The following is a 16,310-nucleotide window of genomic DNA, read 5'->3' as shown; positions in this document are numbered from 1 at the left end:
ATGCGGAGCAAACCGTTCGGGACCCGGTTGCGGGCAGCGATGGACACGCGCGGGCCGTTGTGCGTCGGCATCGACCCGCATGCACACCTGCTCGACACCTGGGGTCTGCCCGACACCGCGGAGGGCCTGGCCTCGTTCACGTACGGCGTCGTGGACGCGCTCGCCGACCGGGTCGCGGTGTTCAAGCCGCAGTCCGCGTTCTTCGAGCGCTTCGGGTCGGCCGGGATCGCCGTGCTGGAGCAGGCGACGATCCGGCTGCGGGAGGCCGGGGCGCTGGTGATCATCGACGCGAAACGCGGTGACATCGGTTCGACGATGGCCGGCTACGCGTCGGCGTACCTGGCCGAGAAGGGGCCGCTGGCGTGTGATGCGCTGACGGTCAGCCCGTACCTCGGGTTCGGGTCGCTGCAGCCTGCGATCGACGAGGCCCGGGAGGCGGGGGCGGGGTTGTTCGTCCTCGCGCTCACCTCGAACCCGGAAGGCCCGCAGTTCCAGTCGGCCCGCACCGCGGACGGTCCGACGGTCGCCGGCGCGGTCCTCGACGGTCTGCGCGCGTTGAACGCCGACGCGGACGGCCTCGGTTCCTTCGGTGCGGTTGTTGGGGCCACCATCAGTTCCACCGATGAGAACCTGGACATCAACGGACCGCTGCTCGCACCGGGCCTCGGCGCCCAGGGCGGCACGGCCGAGGGGCTCATCGAGGTCTTCGGGTCCGCGGTGCGCAACGTCGTACCCTCCAGCTCCCGGGAAATTCTCGGAGCCGGTCCCGACGCCACGGCCCTCCAGGACGCGGCCGCGCGCACGAACGACGCCTACCGGACGGTGCTGGGGTACTAACGCCTAACCGCGCCACGGAACCTGTCCCGCCCCACCATCTCAGGGGCCAACCGGCTCTCCTGGCCGATGTGTGCGTGGTGATCAACCCGATCGGGGGTCGTACGACAGGTAGTCGTGCGTCGGGACCTGGTATTGCCTGTTCCTAGTCACCAGTGCCTGTCCCGACTCCCCGCCGTCGCCGCGCCGGCCGACCCCCGCCTCTGCTGACGGCGCTCCCCGAACTCCGGTGTGCCGAACGCCTGCATTGTCCGGGATCGCGCCGAGTCGTGGCGTCTGCGTGGCGGATCTGCGGCTCGACAGTACGTATGTGTCCACTGTCGGTGCCCGCCACGCTCAGCGGCGTGCCCGATCGGGCCGAGGAACCCGACATGTCCTGTCGAGCTGCAGAACAAGGCCGGGTATGCGATCTTCGTCGGCATGGGTTCGGGGTTGGAGTTGTGCCGCAGGTTCTACAGCGAGGTTGTCGGGCCGGTAGTCGACGTGCCGCACAGTGCGGGGTTGCTGGGACGTGGGTCGGAGGTGCTCGGGTACGACGACGCGATGTCGACCGATCACAACTGTGAAGCGCGCGTGGTGCTATTCGTGGAGGACGGGGTCGAGTTGGCGCCGGACGTTCCGGAGCAGTTCGACGGGCGGGCGGCATTTGTCGAGGTGCACACGATCCGTGGGTATTTCCAGCAGCAGCTCGGCTGGGACGCCGTACGGGAGCCGACTGTTTCGGATTGGTTCACGTTTCCGGAGCATGTGCTGTTGATAATGACCGCGGGCGCGGTGTTCCACGACGACCTCGGGCTGCAGGACGTCCGCGATCGGCTCGTTCGGGACCGCCTTCGGCCGGCTGTCCTGCGGTCCGTCGATCGGGCCCCTGTGCCGCGAGGTGTTGCGGGCGGAGAGCTGGGAGGAACGTGAGGAAGCGCTCTCCGCCGCGTACCGAGCCGTGGGGGAGTTGCACAATCAGCTCGCGATCACCACGCCGGTCGAGCTCGGCGTCGTACGGATGTGCGACCGGCCGTTCAAGGTCGTCTGGGGTGACTTCATCGACGCGCTCACTGCCGATATCCAGGATCCAGAGGTACGGCGGCTCCTGGAGCGCTGGCCGGTCGGCGGGATCGAGCAGGTCCGCAGTGTGCTGTGGCGAGTGGCGGACCGTCGTCAGCTGTTCGGGCTGCTCGACTCCCGGTAGAGCGCGATCAACAGGTCGACGGCCGCCCGCGCCGCCGGATGCGGGTCCTCGCGATGCCAGATCAGGTGTACGTCGACCGGCGGCGCGTCCCGCAGCGGGCGGTACACGACCCCGTCCCGCCGGTACTGCGTCGAGGTCGCCTGCGGCGTCACGCCGACGCACCGCCCGGACGCGATCGCGGCCAGCCAGTCGTCGACGTCCTGGGTGTACTCGAGTACCGGGCGGGCGCTCTCCGGCCAGAGATCGGCCGTGGTGCTCCCGGTACGCCGGTCGATCACAAGAGTCCGGTCCCGCAGTTGGTCGAGCATCAACGACCGTTTGCGAGCCAGCGGGTCGTCGGCGGGCAGAGCGCAGTACCGCCGTTCCCGTGTCAGCAACACGTGCCCGAATCGCCGCAGCTCCAACTGACTGCGGACGACCGCGAGATCGCACAGGCCCTCGGCGAGCCCGCCGGTCGCGGTGTTGGTGCGGATCAGCTGCAGCTCGATGCCGGGATGCTCCGCCGCCCACCGGCGCTGGAACTCGCGGGTGCGGCTCCCGAACGCCGACCACGCGTGGCCGACCCGCAGACGCGTGTGACCACTCGTCGCCTCACTCACGAGCTCGTCGATCTCCGCGAGGATGTGCCGCGCCCGCGCAAGCACCCGGACACCGGCCGTCGTCGGGGTGAGTGAGCGACTGGTTCGGTGCAGCAGGCGCACGCCGAGTTCGCGTTCGAGGGCCAGCAGGTTGCGGGACACCGCGGCCTGGGAGATCCCCAGCTCGATCGCGGCGTCGGTGAACGTACCCGAGTCGACGATCTCCACCAGGCACCGCAGCTGCCGGATATCCATGACTCCAGCGTATAGATCGGCGGCCCGATGCATTTTGCGCGGGTCCGCGTCGGGCGGACGCTCGTGGTCGTGAGGCGAGAACGGTTGGTCGGTGTGGTGATGATGCTCGGGAGCGGGCTGTCGACGCAGGTCGGTGCGTCGGTGGCGGCGCTCGCGTTCCCGGTGATCGGGCCGGCGGGCGTGGTGGCGATCCGGCAGTGGGTCGCGGCGATCCTGCTGCTCGCGATCGGGAGACCGCGGCTGCGGTCGATCACCGCCCCGCAGTGGCGCCTGGTCGTCGGGCTGGCGGCGGTCTTCGCCGTGATGAACCTGTCCCTGTATACGGCCATCGACCGCGTCGGCCTGGGTCTCGGCGTCACGCTGGAGTTCCTGGGTCCGCTGGCCGTTGCGCTCCTCGGGTCGCGGCGCGTGCTCGACCTGGCCTGCGCCCTCGTCGCCGCGCCCGCAGTCGTCCTGCTGGCCCGCCCGCAGGCAACGACGGACTACCTGGGGATCGGGCTGGGTCTGCTCGCCGCGCTGTGCTGGGCGTTCTACATCCTGCTGAACCGGAAGGTCGGGCGAGAGTTGCCTGGCGCAACCGGTTCGGCCGCAGCGGCAGGGTTGTCGGGACTCGCATACGTCCCGATCGGCGTGGTCGTGCTGCTGCATCACCCACCGACGTTCGCCGCAGCGTCGTACGCGCTGGTGGCCGGTGTGCTGTCGTCGGCCGTGCCGTTCCTCGTTGATTTGTTGACGTTGCGCCGCGTCCCGGCGCACTTCTTCGGTGTGTTCATGAGCGTGAATCCGGTACTCGCGGCACTCGTCGGGCTGGTCGTTCTGCACCAGCAGCTGGCGATGCTGGACTGGCTGGCGATCGTCGTGATCGTTTCCGCGAACGCGGTGGCCATCTCCTTCGGTGGCGACGCGCTACATCACAACCGGGTTCCAGTCGGCGGGTGCGACGTTCTTCACGGCGTGCCGGAGCTCGCGGTGACCCCGGCGTTCGGAAAGGTGTCGGCGGACGGGGAGCCACTGACTTCCCGCGCGACACAGTGAAGGAACACGATGCGGAAGCTGGCAGCCCTCGCGGCCGTTGTGACGATGAGTGTTGGCGCCCTGACGGCCTGCTCGGGCGGCGACTACTGCGGAGACCTGAAGGGCTACGTCGACTCGGCGAAGGACCTGGACATCAAGGACTCCGACGCGGTCGGCAAGATGCTGGACCAGGCGAAGAAGGTGTCGAAGTCGGCGCCGAAGGACCTGCAGGACGACTGGAAGACTGTCATCGACTACGCCGAGAAGGCGCAGGACGCCAAGGGTGACACGAACAAGCTGATGGAGCTGGCCAAGTCCGACGGTTCCAAGATCCAGCCGGCGATGGACGCGATCACCAAGCAGGCGAAGGACACCTGCAAGATCGACCTGCCGGGTTCCGGTAGCTGACCTGTCGTTGGCCTGCCGCCGGCGCAGCCTGGTGGGACGGCTCTGCCCGTTCCGTCCCACCAGCGCGTGCCAGGCCGCGGTTTCGCCCCGTAGTCCCGCCTACCTGTAGCGTGAACGTCGTGAAGCGCTCTCTCGCCGTTCTCGCGACCATGGCCGCAACCGCTGGTGTGCTGACTGCCTGCACCGACGAGCAGGCGTACTGCGTGGACCTCGCCAAGTACGCCGCCAAGGCAGTCGACGTCGACCCGCAGAAGCCGGTCGACTACGTGAAGATCCTGGACGAGGCGAAGAAGCTCCAGGAGTCCGCGCCGAAGGACGTGAAGGACGACTGGGGTGTCGTCGTCACGTTCGCGGAGAAGGCCAAGAAGGCCGGTACGGACGCCGCCCAGCTGGCCGAACTGAGCAAGCAGACCGGCGGCGTGATGACGGCGTACAAGAACATCACCAGCCAGGCGAAGGACAGCTGCAAGGTCGACCTTCCGGCACTGAACTGATCAACTGATCGTTCCAATCGCCCGCTTGTCCCGCGCCTGGATTCCACCACGACTCAATCACGGGCTGAACCCGTGTTAGGTTCCCTTGCGAAGCCATACAACGGGACAGGTGAAACGGTGCCACTTCCTTCTTTGACGCCGGAGCAGCGTGCGGCCGCTCTGGACAAGGCCGCGGCGGCGCGGCGTGAACGAGCCGAGATCAAGAACCGGATCCGGCACTCGGGAGCGTCTCCGACGGAGGTGCTCCACGAGGGGCAGAAGAACGACGTCATCGGCAAGATGCGGGTCAGCCAGCTGCTGCAGTGCATCCCGGGCGTCGGCAAGGTCCGCGCCCAGCAGATCATGGAGCGCGCGGGGATCTCGGAGACGCGGCGGGTGCGCGGCCTCGGCTCGAACCAGATCGCCGCGCTCGAGCGCGAATTCGCCGAGTGAGCCAGACGCTGACCGGTTCGTTGGACACTGGTGTGACGATGACCACGGACCCTGGTGACACCCCGGCCCGGTTGACGGTGCTGGCCGGCCCGACGGCGGTCGGCAAGGGAACCGTCGCGGCCGACATCCGCGAGCGGTTCCCGGACATCTGGATCTCGGTGTCCGCGACCACCCGCAAGCCGCGGCCGAACGAGGTGCACGGCGTGCACTACCTGTTCGTCTCGGACGCCGAGTTCGACCGGATGATCGCCGACGGCGAGTTGCTGGAGTGGGCGGTGGTGCACAAGGCGGCCCGCTACGGGACGCCGCGGCAGCCGGTGCTCGACAAGCTCGCCGCGGGTCGGCCGGCCCTGCTGGAGATCGATCTGCAGGGCGCGCGCCAGGTCCGCGCGACGATGCCGGAGGCGCAGTTCGTCTTCCTGGCCCCGCCGAGCTGGGACGAGCTGGTCCGTCGTCTCCTCTACCGCGGCACCGAGACGCCGGAGGAGCGGGAGCGGCGGCTGGAGACCGCGACCGTCGAACTGGCGGCCGAGAAGGAGTTCGACGTGACGATCGTGAACGCCTCGGTTCGGGAAGCCGCCGATCAGTTGGTAAAGTTGATTCGATCACCCCACATCTCTGGAAAGGCCTGACCTTGTCTGGCAACCAGCCCGTCGCCATCGGCATCACGTCCCCGCCGATCGACGACCTGCTCACCCGCACCGACTCCAAGTACAAGCTGGTGCTGTACTCGGCCAAGCGCGCGCGGCAGATCAACGCCTACTACTCCCAGCTCGGCGAGGGCCTGCTGGAGTACGTCGGACCGCTGGTCGAGACGCACGTCCAGGAGAAGCCGCTGTCGATCGCGATGCGCGAGATCAACGAGGGCGTGCTGACCTGCACCGACATCGACCCCGAGGCCGAGGCGGAAGCCGCCGCCGCGGAGAAGTCCGAGTAGTCAGCTAGGACGAACGACCGGGAACGGAGTCCACACACGATGTCCGCAACCGGTGACCAGACCCCCGGAACCGACCACGGTCCGGGGGCTGACGTCGTCCCCAAGCACAAGCCCAACGTGGTGCTGGGCGTCGGCGGCGGCATCGCGGCGTACAAGGTCTGTGATCTGCTGCGCCGGCTGACCGAGTCCGGGCACAGCGTGCGCGTGGTGCCGACGGCGGCCGCGCTGGAGTTCGTCGGCGCGGCGACCTGGGCGGCGCTGTCCGGGCAGCCGGTGACCGCCGACCCGTTCGACAACGTGCAAGAGGTGCCGCACGTCCGGATCGGCAAGGCGGCGGAGCTGGTCGTGGTCGCTCCCGCGACCGCCAACCTGATCGCCAAGGCCGCCCACGGGCTCGCCGACGACCTGCTCACGAACACCCTGCTCACCGCGCGCTGCCCGATCCTGTTCGCGGCCGCGATGCACACCGAGATGTGGGAGCACCCGGCGACCCAGGCGAACGTCGCCACGCTGCGCTCACGCGGTATCACGGTCCTCGACCCTGCGGTCGGGCGCCTGACCGGCACCGACACCGGCCGCGGCCGGCTGCCGGAGCCGTCGGAGATCTTCGCGATCAGCCAGTTGATGCTCGCCGACGAGGCCGCCCGCGCGGCCGGCCAGTCGGTCGCCGATCTCACCGGCAAGCACGTGCTGATCAGCGCCGGCGGGACCCGCGAGCACCTCGACCCGGTGCGGTACCTGGGCAACTCGTCGTCCGGCAAGCAGGGCTACGCCCTCGCCCGGATCGCGGCCGCCCGCGGCGCCAAGGTCACCCTGGTGGCGGCCAACTCCGAGCTGGCCGACCCGGCCGGCGTCCAGGTCGTCCCGGTCACCAGCACTCGCGATCTGTACGACGAGATCACCGGGCGGGCCGCCGACGCGGACGCGATCGTGATGGCTGCGGCCCCTGCCGACTTCCGCCCGGCCGATGTCGCCGAGCACAAGATCAAGAAGACCGCCGACGGCTCGGTGCCCGCGGTCAGCCTGGTACAGAACCCAGACATCCTGCAGACGATCTCGCACGACCGGTCCCGCACCGATCAGGTGATCGTCGGGTTCGCCGCGGAGACCGGCGACGCCGACCACACCGTCCTCGAGCTCGGCCGCGCCAAACTGGAACGGAAGGGCTGCGACCTCCTGGTCGTCAACGACGTATCCGGCGGCAAGGTCTTCGGCAGCGACGTCAACGAGGCTGTCATCCTCGACCGCGCCGGCAACGCCCTCCCCGTCCCTTCCGGCAGCAAGGACGCCCTCGCCGGCGTCATCTGGAACCTCGTCGCCACCCACTGGCCCTGAGCTAGTTGAACGTCAGCGGCAGCGGGGCGCGCAGGGTGATGCTGACGATGCCGTACGTGAAGCCGAGGTGTTCGTTGAGGCGGCGCATCGCGTCGTTGCCGCGCTGCGTCCAGGTGTAGATCTCGGTGATGCCGTGGTCGGCGGCCCACGCCATGCTGGTGCGTTTGAGGGTCGCGGCGACCGATTTGCCGCGCCACTCCCGACGTACGGCGGTGTAGCCGACCTCCGCGCGCTCCGGGCGGTCGGAGTCGAGCAGCAGCCCCGCGACGCCGATCACCTCGTTGCCGGCGACGGCCACGAACATCGCGGCCGGGTCGTTGATCCATTCCGTCTCCCAGTCGTCCTGGGAAACCTTCAGCGCGACCGGGTGATCCATGTCCGGGAACGTCGGCAGCGCGACCTGGTGATAGGCCGCCGCCCACAGCTCCGGACGTTCGGCGACCGAGACGATCGTGTACTCCGTCGGCGGCGCCGGCCACGGTTCGTCGCCGATCTTCCGCAGCTGCTCGACCTGCCGATTCGTTTCCACGAAGCCGAACCGCTCCGCGAAGAGCCGGGACTCGGCGTCGTCGACGTTGGCGCCCGCCATGTCGTAGCCCTGGGCAACGGCATGATCGGCGAGCACCCGGAGCAGGCCGGTCCCCACTCCGCGCCGACGGAACTCCGGGCGGACCCGCGGCGTCAGCGACGCTCGCTCGCCGTCTTGCGAACGATCCGCCAGCCCGCTGCCGACCACCTCGCCGTCGATCTCCGCCAGCAGCATCAGCCGCCCGGGGCGGTCGAGGTCACGGAGCTCGGCGACAGTCGGGCAGCGCTCGTACGGCATGGTCGCGATCCGCACCGCGCGCCAGGCTTCGTAGTCGGCGTCGGTGATCGCAGTCCGGATGCTCGTGGTCATGAGGTCAGCTTGCCTCAGTTCGCCGCAAAGGGCTCCGGGTTTTGCGCCGCAGGTTCAGTCGTCCTCGATGTAGCCAGTGGTGGGGTCAACCATGGAAAGGAAGTTCCGGATACTCGCCCGGTGCTGCTCCAACGAGCCGGAGGTCGGGCTCGTGCTGAATCCATAGCCGGGGTTGGGCCCGCTGATCCAGGTGTAGTGCGTCCCGCCGAACCCGTCGGGCCGAAGCTCGAAGTCCTCGCCGTCGACTTCAAGCCTGGATGCCGGCTTGCCGTCGGTCATGCTGGAGGGCGCCGCGCCCGGACTCGCCGCCCACTCGTCGTCGCTCCCGGTCATGCACCGAGTATACCCGTCCGTGGGCCCCTCGGCAGAGGTCAGAAGCTGTCCGCTTCCATCCTTAGTCTGAGGCTATGGAGATCACCTGGGAGGCCGTGGTTGCGCGGCGGATGCGGCGGCACTTTCTGAGCGAGGCCGCGGAGACGCCGGTGGACGCCGTACGGGCGATGTGTGGGGCGCATGCGCAGATCGCGGCGGCGGGGGAGGTGTCCGTGGCGCTGCGCGTCGCCGGGGCGAACCGGGAGTCGGTACAGCGCGACGAAGGGCTCGTGAAGACGTTCGGGCCGCGCGGGACCGTGCACCTGCTGCCGCTCGAGGATCTGCCGATGTGGACGGGTGCATTGTCCGCACTCCCGGCGGGCGGCTCGCAACCCGAGCCGATTCGGATGACGCCGGACGAGCTCGACCAGGTCGTGGCCGCGATCGGTGAAGCCCTCGCCAACGCGGACCTGACCGTCGACGAGCTCACCGAGGACGTCGTACGGCGTACCGGTGAGTGGGCGCGCACGCCGACGATCCCGGCGTTCCAGGGCGCCTGGGCCCGCTGGCGGCAGGCGGTCTATCTCGCAGCGCACGCCGGCGTCCTCTGCCACGGACCGATGCGCGGCCGGCTCACGACGTACTCGAATCCGCACCGGCTCCGCCCGTTCGACCCGATGCCCGCGGAGAAAGCGCTCACCGAACTCCTGCACCGGTACCTCTACTCCTACGGTCCCGCGACCCCGCAGCAGTTCGCCCGCTGGCTCAAGACCACGCCGACCTTGGTCAAGCCGTACTTCGACGACCTGCCTCAGGTCGAGCTCAACGGCCAGACCGCCTGGGTCGCTCCCGGTGACGACGAGTTCCCCGGCGAGCGCGCGGACGGCGTCCGGCTGCTGCCGTACTTCGATGCGTACGGAGTCGGCAGCTTCCCGCGCGAACTGCTCTTTCCGGGCAAGGCGTTCGACCGCGCGACCGCCCGCGGTCAGGCCGGCAACTTCCCGTTGCTTCTCGTCGACGGCATCGTGGCCGGCGTTTGGCACCAGAAGAAGGGCGGTAAGAAACTGCATGTCACCGTCGAGGCGCTGACGCCGCTGAACCGGCGCCGCCGCCGGCTGCTCGACGCCGAGGTGGACCGGTTGGCTGCGATCCTTGGTTGTACGCCGTCGCTCACACTCGGCGAGGTGACGGTCGGCCCGCACGCCTGAACCGCGCGGATCGTCCAGAATGTGATCACCCATCTCGTATCCTGGAGGAATTCGGAGCGGCACCGGGACGTGGGTGGAAACTGCTGGCATACTTCCCAAGATGCATCGCCAACCGCCGGTGCATGGGGGGATCGTGCGGCTGTGCCAACGCGCAACCGGGCGGCACAAGAGGAATCCGAGGGAGAACTGTGGCGAGGCGCCTTTTCACGTCCGAGTCCGTGACCGAAGGTCACCCGGACAAGATCGCTGACCAGATCAGCGACTCCATCCTCGACGCGTTGCTGGCCGAGGACCCGAAGAGCCGGGTTGCGGTCGAGACCCTGATCACCACGGGTCTGGTCGTCGTCGCGGGTGAGGTCACCACGACGGCGTACGTCGACATTCCGGGGATCGTGCGGGCGCGCATCCTGGAGATCGGCTACGACTCGTCCCTGAAGGGTTTCGACGGCGCGTCCTGTGGGGTGCAGGTCGCCATCGGGAGCCAGTCCCCGGACATCGCCCAAGGTGTCGACACGGCGTACGAGACGCGTTCGGACGCGTCCGAGGACGTACTGGACCTGCAGGGGGCAGGCGACCAGGGACTGATGTTCGGCTATGCGTCCAACGAGACGCCGGAGTTGATGCCGCTGCCGATCACGATCGCGCACCGGCTGTCCGAGCGGCTCGCCGAGGTCCGCAAGAACGGCACCCTGGCGTACCTGCGGCCGGACGGCAAGACCCAGGTCACGGTGGAGTACGACGATGACAAGGCGGTCCGGATCGACACCGTGGTGGTGTCCAGCCAGCACGCCGCCGACATCAACCTGGACTCGATGCTGACGCCGGACATCAAGAAGCACGTCGTCGACCCCGTGCTCGAGCAGTTCGACATCGACGCGACCGACTACAAGCTGTTGGTGAACCCGACCGGCCGGTTCGAGATCGGCGGCCCGATGGGCGACGCCGGGCTGACCGGGCGGAAGATCATCATCGACACCTACGGCGGTATGGCGCGGCACGGCGGCGGCGCGTTCTCCGGCAAGGACCCGTCGAAGGTCGACCGGTCGGCGGCGTACGCGATGCGCTGGGTGGCGAAGAACATCGTCGCGGCCGGGCTGGCGGACCGCGTCGAGTGCCAGGTCGCGTACGCGATCGGCAAGGCCGCTCCGGTCGGCTTCTACGTCGACACGTTCGGCACCGAGAAGGTCGCCGTGGACAAGATCGCCGCAGCTGTCCGCGAGGTCTTCGACCTGCGTCCGGCCGCGATCATCCGCGACCTGGAGCTGCTCCGGCCGATCTACGCCCAGACCGCGCGGAACGGTCACTTCGGCCGCACCGGCGAGGACTTCACCTGGGAGCGCACGGACCGCGTCGAGGCCCTGAAGGCCGCGGTCAGCAAGTAAGTACGACGTACGCGCACGGCCGGGCTGTCGGTTGTCCACAGCCCGGCCGTCCGCGTCCCACGCAGTGTCGTCGCGGCCGACTACAGTTTCCCGGTGACATCGAACGGAGACTCGCCGGAGCAGCTGACGCTGCTGCGCGACACCGTTCGCAAGTCGCGCACCAAAGAACCGGCCGAGATCACCACGACGTTGCCGGTGGCCCGGATCGCGGTCGATGTCTCGCTCCCGCACCTGGACCGGCCGTTCGACTATCTGGTGCCGGACGACCTGGCCGCGGCCGCCCAGCCCGGTGCGCGGGTGAAGGTGCGGTTCGCCGGCAAGGACCTCGACGGATTCGTGCTGGAGCGGCTCGACGCGTCGGACCACGACGGCAAGCTGGTCCGGCTCCGCAAGGTCGTTTCGCCCGAGCAGGTGCTGACGCCGGAGATCGCGGACCTCTGCCGGGCGGTCGCCGATCGGTACGCCGGGGTGCTCGCGGATGTCACGCGGCTCGCGGTGCCGCCGCGGCACGCGAAGGTCGAGGGCGAGGCGCTGCGCTGCGATCAGCCGCCGAGTCCGCCGCTGTCGACGTCCCGCTCGGAGTGGGCGCCGTACCCTCCTGGTTTCCTGGACGCGGTCGCGCGGGGCGAGGCGCCGAGGGCAGTCTGGACCGCCGTACCGGGAGCTGATTGGCCGCTCGCGTTCGCGCAGGCCGCTGCGGTGTGTGCGGCCTCGGGCCGGGGCGCACTGTTGCTGGCGCCGGACGCGCGGGACCTGGAGCGGCTCGCTGCTGCGTGTGCCGAGGTGCTGGGGGAGTCCGGGTTCGTCACGCTGTCCGCGGATCTGGGTCCGACAGCTCGCTATCGCGCGTTTCTGTCCGCGTTGCACGGGCGTGCGCGGGTCGTGATCGGGACGCGTGCGGCGGCGTTCGCTCCCGTCGCGGATCTCGGCTTGGTGGCGATGTGGGACGACGGCGACGAGTCGTACGCCGAGCCGCGGGCGCCGTACCCGAATGCCCGGGAAGTCCTGCTGCTCCGGGCGTACCGGCACAAGTGCGCGGCGTTGCTCGGTGGTTACGCGCGGTCCGCGGAGGCGGCGGCCTTGGTGGAGTCCGGGTTCGCGCAGGAGCTGATCGCGGACCGGAAGGTGACCCGGGCGGCGGCGCCGTCGGTGCACATCGCGGGGGAGTCGGACATCGATCTGGCGCGCGACCCGTCGGCGCGCGCGGCGCGGTTGCCGTCCCGAGCGTTCGAGATCGCTCGCGAGGGTCTGCGGACCGGGCCGGTGCTGGTGCAGGTGCCGCGGGCGGGTTACTTGCCGAGTTTGGTGTGCCAGACGTGCCGGGCGCCTTCGCGGTGCGCCACGTGTGGCGGCACGTTGCGTCGTACCGGGGGATCCGGGCCGGCGAGCTGCAGCGTGTGCGGCCGGCCGGCGACGGATCACCGGTGCCCGGAGTGCGGCGACACCCGGATGCGCGCGGCGATCATCGGCGCACGTCGTACGGCGGAGGAGCTCGGGCGCGCGTTCCCCGGTGTCGTCGTCCGTACGTCGGGCGGGGACAACATGCTCGATGTCGTACCGGACGCGCCGGCGTTGGTCGTCAGCACCCCGGGGGCCGAGCCGGTCGCCGAAGGCGGCTACAGCGCGGCGCTGCTCCTTGACACCTGGCTGATGCTCGCTCGCCCCGACCTCAGGGCCGCCGAAGAAGCGGTACGCCGCTGGTTCAACGCGGCCGCGCTCGTCCGGCCGGCAAGCTCCGGCGGGATGGTGATCCTGGTCGGCGACCCGTCGGCGCTGCCGCTGCAGGCGATCGTGCGGTGGAGCCCCGAGGGGTACGCCGCCCGCGAGATCGAGGACCGCCGTACCGCCCGACTCGCCCCGGCCGCCAAACTCGCCGAACTCACCGGCCCGGCCGAATCCGTCAACGACCTCGTCACCCGACTCCGCGACCTGATGCCGCCGTCCGCCGGTCTCGAGGTCCTCGGCCCGGTGGACCTCGACGAGGAAACCGTCCGCGCCGTCGTCCGCACCCCTCGCGCCCACGGCACTACCCTCGTGAAAGCCCTCAAAGAATCCCAATCGGCCCGCACGACCAAGAAGAACCCCGGCACCGTCCGAATCCAGGTAGACCCACCCAGCTTCGGCTAGGCAGTGGACGCCAGCGCGGTGGACGCCGCGAGGAGTTGGTTGCCCAGGGACGTGCGGTGGTACAGGACGGCGCGGCCGTCGCGGCGGGAGGTGACGACGCCTGCGTTGCGGAGGATGCTCAGGTGGACGCTGAGCGTGGGTGCGGAGACGCCTAGCTGGTTGGCCAGGTGGGTTGTGGACATCGGCAGGTCGAGGTGGCTGACGATCGCGGCCCGGGTGCGGCCGACGAGGTCCGCGAGTGGGGAGTCCGTCGTGTCCTGGCGGTCCTCCCACAGCCGCCCGAGGCCGCGTGGCGGGTACGTGATGGTCGGGACGTGCGGTGCGCCGGTGACCGCCAGCCCGGCCGGCCAGGTGAACACGCACGGCACCAGCAGCAGGCCCTGACCCGTCATCGGCTCGCCGTCGCAGCAGAACGGCCGGTCGATGGAGATGCGGTCGCCGGTGTACTTGATCGACGGATGCAGGTTGCGGAACAGCCGCTCGATCCCGCCGCTCGCCAGCTCGTCCAGCCGGTACGCGAGATCCTCCTGGAGCAGCGACCGCATCCGCCGCCAGTCAGGCTCGATCGCCCGCCGCCAGTACGTCTCGAGCGCCGAGGTGATCAGGTCGAGCGCCTTCGCCGGGTGCGCGATCAGCTCGGGGAGCATCGGGTCCGGGGTGTCCTTGTGCAGCTTCGCGAGCTCGGCGGCCACGAGTTCGTGCGGCGTGGCGGCGATCGCGGCGAGGCCCGACTCCAGGCTCGTCGACCGGCGCGGCGGGGCCGGGGTCAGGAAGTCCGGGATATAGCCGTACGACGGAATGAGGGCCCTGAGCAACGTCAGGTCGTCGCCCTCGATCGTCGGCCGGACCTTCTGCAGCCACGGCCCGTGCACGCTGCGCGCGGTGTTGTTGCTCAGCGCCCGCACACTCGTCACGGCCTCCCACACCGGCGACAGCGCGAACCGGATCCGCCCGATGTCCCCGGCGTTCAGCCTGATCGTGATCACCGGGCCAGATTAGCCCTGAGCCTAATCGTCGACAATGCTGCGGTGGGCCCGGACAGTTGACCCATGAGCGCAATCGCCGTCGGCAACCCCACGCCCACCGCACTTCCGCGGGCCTTCTGGGCGTTGTGGGTGTGCCAGCTGGTCAACCGGCTCGGCAGCTTCGTGCAACCGTTCCTCGTTCTTTACCTGACCCACGACCGCCACCTCTCCGCGGGTACGGCGGGAGCCGTCGCGGCCGCCGTCGGCGCCGGATCCGTCTGCGCGCAACTCGTCGGCGGCTGGTTGTCCGACCGGGCCGGACGCCGGGTGACGATGCTGATCTGCTTCTTCGGCACCGGCGCCGCGCTGATCCTGCTCGGATCCGCCCGTTCGATGGTGCTGATCTGGATGACCGCGTTCCTCGTCGGTCTGCTGGGCGACCTGTTCCGGCCGGCGGTCCAAGCGACGGTCGCGGATCTGCTGCAGCCGACCGAGCGGGTCCGCGCGTACGGCCTCCTGTTCTGGGCGATCAACCTCGGCTTCTCCGTGTCGACAGTCAGCGCCGGCGTACTCGCGTCGTTCGGTTACGGTCTGCTGTTCTGGGTGAACGCCGCCACGTCGGTGATCGCCGGTCTGGTCATCTGGACGATGGTGCCGGAGAGCCGCCCGGCGCCCGAAGACAACTCGGCCGGTCGGGCACTCCTCCCGGTGGTCGCGCGCGACACGGTGTTCCTGATGATGGTCCTGATCCAGATCGGCTACGCGACCATCTACATGCAGGGCTACTCGACCCTGCCGCTCGCGATGGCGGGGGACGGCCTGTCCGCTCGGACGTACGGGCTCGTGATCGCCCTCAACGGCGTGGTGATCGTGCTCGTCCAGCCGTTCCTCGGCCGGTGGATGGCGAAACTCGACCGGCCGAAACTGCTGGCCGCGTCGATGCTGGTGGTCGGGCTCGGGTTCGGTCTGGGAGCGGTCGTCCACACCTGGTGGGGATACGCGCTGTCGGTCGTCGTGTGGACGCTCGGGGAGATCGGGTTCGCCGCGGTGATCGGCGCGGTGTTCGCCGATCTCGCGCCGATCGACCTGCGCGGCCGGTACATGGGCCTGTCCGGTATGGCGTTCGGCGTCGGCACCGTGATCGGGCCGCTGGCCGGCACCAACGCCCTCGAGCACCTCGGCCCGACCGCGACCTGGCTCGGCTGCGCCGTTCTCGGCGTCGCGATCTTCATCGGCCAGTACGCACTGGCTCCCGCACTGCACGCCCGCGCCCAGTCGAACGCATGAGGTGAGTTGCGGTACCGGGTCTCGTAGGGTTGCCGGTATGAGTGAGCGGACGATCGACGCGGTGGTGTTCGACATCGGTGGGGTGCTGCTGGACTGGAGCCCGACGTACCTGTACGCCGAGCTGATCCCGGACGAGGAGCAGCGGACGCACTTCCTGACCAACGTGGCCACGCCGGCCTGGAACCACAAGCAGGACGAGGGGCGTCCGTGGGCGGAGGCGGTCGCCGAGCTGACCAGCCTGCACCCGGAGCACGCCGAGTGGATCGAGGCGTACGACACCGGCTGGCTGAAGATGGTCAAGGGCGTGTTCGAGGACACCGCCGCGGTGCTCACCGAGCTCCAGGCGCTCGGCGTACCGACGTACGCGTTGACGAACTTCTCCGGCGAGAAGTGGGAGGTCGCCAAGGAGGCGTTCCCGATCCTCACCCGTTTCGACGGGGAGGTCGTGTCCGGGGTCGAGCAGACTGCGAAGCCGGACGAGAAGATCTACCGGATCCTGATCGAACGCTTCGGTCTGGACCCGGCGCGCACGTTCTACACCGACGACATGGCGTACAACGTCGACGGCGCCCGTGCGGTCGGTCTCGACGCCGAGGTCTTCGCCGGCGCCGCGAACCTGCGTATCCAGCTGCGCGAACGCGGCCTGCCACTACAGTGA

At 69.5% G+C, this 16,310-nt stretch carries 19 protein-coding genes; 15 read left to right on the top strand and 4 right to left on the bottom strand.

The window, feature by feature from the left end; genetic code table 11:
- From pyrF to EV137_RS41185, 3 genes are all read left to right on the top strand, one after another.
- Complete coding sequence (gene pyrF, locus EV137_RS33750; protein ID WP_134132737.1) at nucleotides 1-837, top strand: orotidine-5'-phosphate decarboxylase; 837 nt, start codon at nucleotides 1-3, stop codon at nucleotides 835-837.
- 417 nt (nucleotides 838-1,254) lie between these two features.
- A complete protein-coding gene (locus tag EV137_RS41190) occupies nucleotides 1,255-1,746 on the top strand; it encodes a hypothetical protein (protein WP_202871268.1) in 492 nt (163 codons plus the stop codon).
- Nucleotides 1,747-1,774: 28 nt separating this feature from the next.
- Nucleotides 1,775-2,020, top strand: a complete 246-nt coding sequence (locus tag EV137_RS41185) for a hypothetical protein (RefSeq protein ID WP_238175744.1) — start codon at nucleotides 1,775-1,777, stop codon at nucleotides 2,018-2,020.
- Here EV137_RS41185 and EV137_RS33740 read toward each other — a convergent pair.
- Nucleotides 1,990-2,853 (bottom strand): LysR family transcriptional regulator, encoded by an 864-nt coding sequence (locus EV137_RS33740; RefSeq protein ID WP_134132165.1) that lies wholly within the window; start codon nucleotides 2,851-2,853, stop codon nucleotides 1,990-1,992. The two genes, EV137_RS41185 and EV137_RS33740, sit on opposite strands and share 31 nt — an antisense overlap.
- A 69-nt stretch (nucleotides 2,854-2,922) precedes the next feature.
- On the opposite strand from EV137_RS33740, the gene EV137_RS33735 reads away from it, so the two are divergent.
- The 7 genes from EV137_RS33735 to coaBC all read left to right on the top strand — a co-directional run bounded on the left by EV137_RS33735 (nucleotide 2,923) and on the right by coaBC (nucleotide 7,473).
- On the top strand, nucleotides 2,923-3,888 hold the full coding sequence (locus tag EV137_RS33735; protein ID WP_238175743.1) for an EamA family transporter: 966 nt from the start codon (nucleotides 2,923-2,925) through the stop codon (nucleotides 3,886-3,888).
- Nucleotides 3,889-3,897: 9 nt separating this feature from the next.
- On the top strand, nucleotides 3,898-4,275 hold the full coding sequence (locus tag EV137_RS33730) for a hypothetical protein (RefSeq protein ID WP_238157461.1): 378 nt from the start codon (nucleotides 3,898-3,900) through the stop codon (nucleotides 4,273-4,275).
- A 119-nt stretch (nucleotides 4,276-4,394) separates the two neighbouring features.
- Nucleotides 4,395-4,769 (top strand): hypothetical protein, encoded by a 375-nt coding sequence (locus EV137_RS33725; protein WP_238175742.1) that lies wholly within the window; start codon nucleotides 4,395-4,397, stop codon nucleotides 4,767-4,769.
- 117 nt (nucleotides 4,770-4,886) lie between these two features.
- On the top strand, nucleotides 4,887-5,201 hold the full coding sequence (gene mihF, locus EV137_RS33720; protein WP_131463267.1) for an integration host factor, actinobacterial type: 315 nt from the start codon (nucleotides 4,887-4,889) through the stop codon (nucleotides 5,199-5,201).
- 38 nt (nucleotides 5,202-5,239) lie between these two features.
- Nucleotides 5,240-5,833: a guanylate kinase gene (gene gmk, locus EV137_RS33715; RefSeq protein ID WP_131339331.1), complete on the top strand. Its 594-nt coding sequence runs from the start codon at nucleotides 5,240-5,242 to the stop codon at nucleotides 5,831-5,833.
- 2 nt (nucleotides 5,834-5,835) lie between these two features.
- A complete protein-coding gene (gene rpoZ, locus EV137_RS33710) occupies nucleotides 5,836-6,138 on the top strand; it encodes a DNA-directed RNA polymerase subunit omega (protein WP_130388473.1) in 303 nt (100 codons plus the stop codon).
- Between the two features lie 39 nt (nucleotides 6,139-6,177).
- Complete coding sequence (gene coaBC / locus EV137_RS33705; RefSeq protein ID WP_238175741.1) at nucleotides 6,178-7,473, top strand: bifunctional phosphopantothenoylcysteine decarboxylase/phosphopantothenate--cysteine ligase CoaBC; 1,296 nt, start codon at nucleotides 6,178-6,180, stop codon at nucleotides 7,471-7,473.
- A 1-nt stretch (nucleotide 7,474) separates the two neighbouring features.
- Here coaBC and EV137_RS33700 read toward each other — a convergent pair whose 3' ends face one another.
- Together EV137_RS33700 and EV137_RS33695 are read right to left on the bottom strand one after the other, a co-directional pair.
- Entirely contained in the window at nucleotides 7,475-8,371 is an 897-nt protein-coding gene (locus tag EV137_RS33700) for a GNAT family N-acetyltransferase (protein WP_134132164.1), read from the bottom strand.
- Nucleotides 8,372-8,425: 54 nt separating this feature from the next.
- A complete protein-coding gene (locus EV137_RS33695) occupies nucleotides 8,426-8,704 on the bottom strand; it encodes a hypothetical protein (protein ID WP_238175740.1) in 279 nt (92 codons plus the stop codon).
- 74 nt (nucleotides 8,705-8,778) lie between these two features.
- Here EV137_RS33695 and EV137_RS33690 point away from each other — a divergent pair, with 74 nt between their 5' ends.
- The 3 genes from EV137_RS33690 to EV137_RS33680 all read left to right on the top strand — a co-directional run bounded on the left by EV137_RS33690 (nucleotide 8,779) and on the right by EV137_RS33680 (nucleotide 13,400).
- Nucleotides 8,779-9,891, top strand: a complete 1,113-nt coding sequence (locus EV137_RS33690) for a winged helix DNA-binding domain-containing protein (RefSeq protein WP_134132163.1) — start codon at nucleotides 8,779-8,781, stop codon at nucleotides 9,889-9,891.
- A 188-nt stretch (nucleotides 9,892-10,079) separates the two neighbouring features.
- Nucleotides 10,080-11,273 carry a methionine adenosyltransferase gene (metK, locus tag EV137_RS33685; RefSeq protein ID WP_134132162.1) on the top strand — a complete coding sequence of 398 codons (1,194 nt, stop codon included), beginning with the start codon at nucleotides 10,080-10,082 and terminating at the stop codon, nucleotides 11,271-11,273.
- Nucleotides 11,274-11,366: 93 nt separating this feature from the next.
- Nucleotides 11,367-13,400: a primosomal protein N' gene (locus EV137_RS33680; RefSeq protein WP_134132161.1), complete on the top strand. Its 2,034-nt coding sequence runs from the start codon at nucleotides 11,367-11,369 to the stop codon at nucleotides 13,398-13,400.
- Here the strand turns inward: EV137_RS33680 and EV137_RS33675 are convergent.
- Entirely contained in the window at nucleotides 13,397-14,386 is a 990-nt protein-coding gene (locus tag EV137_RS33675) for an ArsR/SmtB family transcription factor (protein WP_134005582.1), read from the bottom strand. The genes EV137_RS33680 and EV137_RS33675 overlap by 4 nt on opposite strands.
- Before the next feature lie 63 nt (nucleotides 14,387-14,449).
- On the opposite strand from EV137_RS33675, the gene EV137_RS33670 reads away from it, so the two are divergent.
- Both EV137_RS33670 and EV137_RS33665 read left to right on the top strand, forming a co-directional pair.
- Complete coding sequence (locus EV137_RS33670; protein ID WP_134005580.1) at nucleotides 14,450-15,652, top strand: MDR family MFS transporter; 1,203 nt, start codon at nucleotides 14,450-14,452, stop codon at nucleotides 15,650-15,652.
- A gap of 37 nt (nucleotides 15,653-15,689) precedes the next feature.
- On the top strand, nucleotides 15,690-16,310 hold the full coding sequence (locus EV137_RS33665) for an HAD family hydrolase (protein ID WP_134132160.1): 621 nt from the start codon (nucleotides 15,690-15,692) through the stop codon (nucleotides 16,308-16,310).

Source organism: Kribbella pratensis, from assembly GCF_004366075.1.
GTDB classification, from domain to species: Bacteria; Actinomycetota; Actinomycetes; order Propionibacteriales; family Kribbellaceae; genus Kribbella; species Kribbella pratensis.
Note: the sequence above shows the minus strand (reverse complement) of the source record. Positions and strands in the feature narration are given on the sequence as shown.

Excerpts from the sequence above, each read along its gene's own strand:
- pyrF (WP_134132737.1), top strand. The coding sequence starts at position 1 with ATGCGGAGCAAACCGTTCGGGACCCGGTTGCGGGCAGCGATGGACACG.
- EV137_RS41190 (WP_202871268.1), top strand. The coding sequence starts at position 1,255 with ATGGGTTCGGGGTTGGAGTTGTGCCGCAGGTTCTACAGCGAGGTTGTC.
- EV137_RS33740 (WP_134132165.1), bottom strand. The coding sequence starts at position 2,853 with ATGGATATCCGGCAGCTGCGGTGCCTGGTGGAGATCGTCGACTCGGGT.
- EV137_RS33730 (WP_238157461.1), top strand. The coding sequence starts at position 3,898 with ATGCGGAAGCTGGCAGCCCTCGCGGCCGTTGTGACGATGAGTGTTGGC.
- gmk (WP_131339331.1), top strand. The coding sequence starts at position 5,240 with ATGACCACGGACCCTGGTGACACCCCGGCCCGGTTGACGGTGCTGGCC.
- coaBC (WP_238175741.1), top strand. The coding sequence starts at position 6,178 with ATGTCCGCAACCGGTGACCAGACCCCCGGAACCGACCACGGTCCGGGG.
- EV137_RS33700 (WP_134132164.1), bottom strand. The coding sequence starts at position 8,371 with ATGACCACGAGCATCCGGACTGCGATCACCGACGCCGACTACGAAGCC.
- EV137_RS33695 (WP_238175740.1), bottom strand. The coding sequence starts at position 8,704 with ATGACCGGGAGCGACGACGAGTGGGCGGCGAGTCCGGGCGCGGCGCCC.
- EV137_RS33690 (WP_134132163.1), top strand. The coding sequence starts at position 8,779 with ATGGAGATCACCTGGGAGGCCGTGGTTGCGCGGCGGATGCGGCGGCAC.
- EV137_RS33670 (WP_134005580.1), top strand. The coding sequence starts at position 14,450 with ATGAGCGCAATCGCCGTCGGCAACCCCACGCCCACCGCACTTCCGCGG.
- EV137_RS33665 (WP_134132160.1), top strand. The coding sequence starts at position 15,690 with ATGAGTGAGCGGACGATCGACGCGGTGGTGTTCGACATCGGTGGGGTG.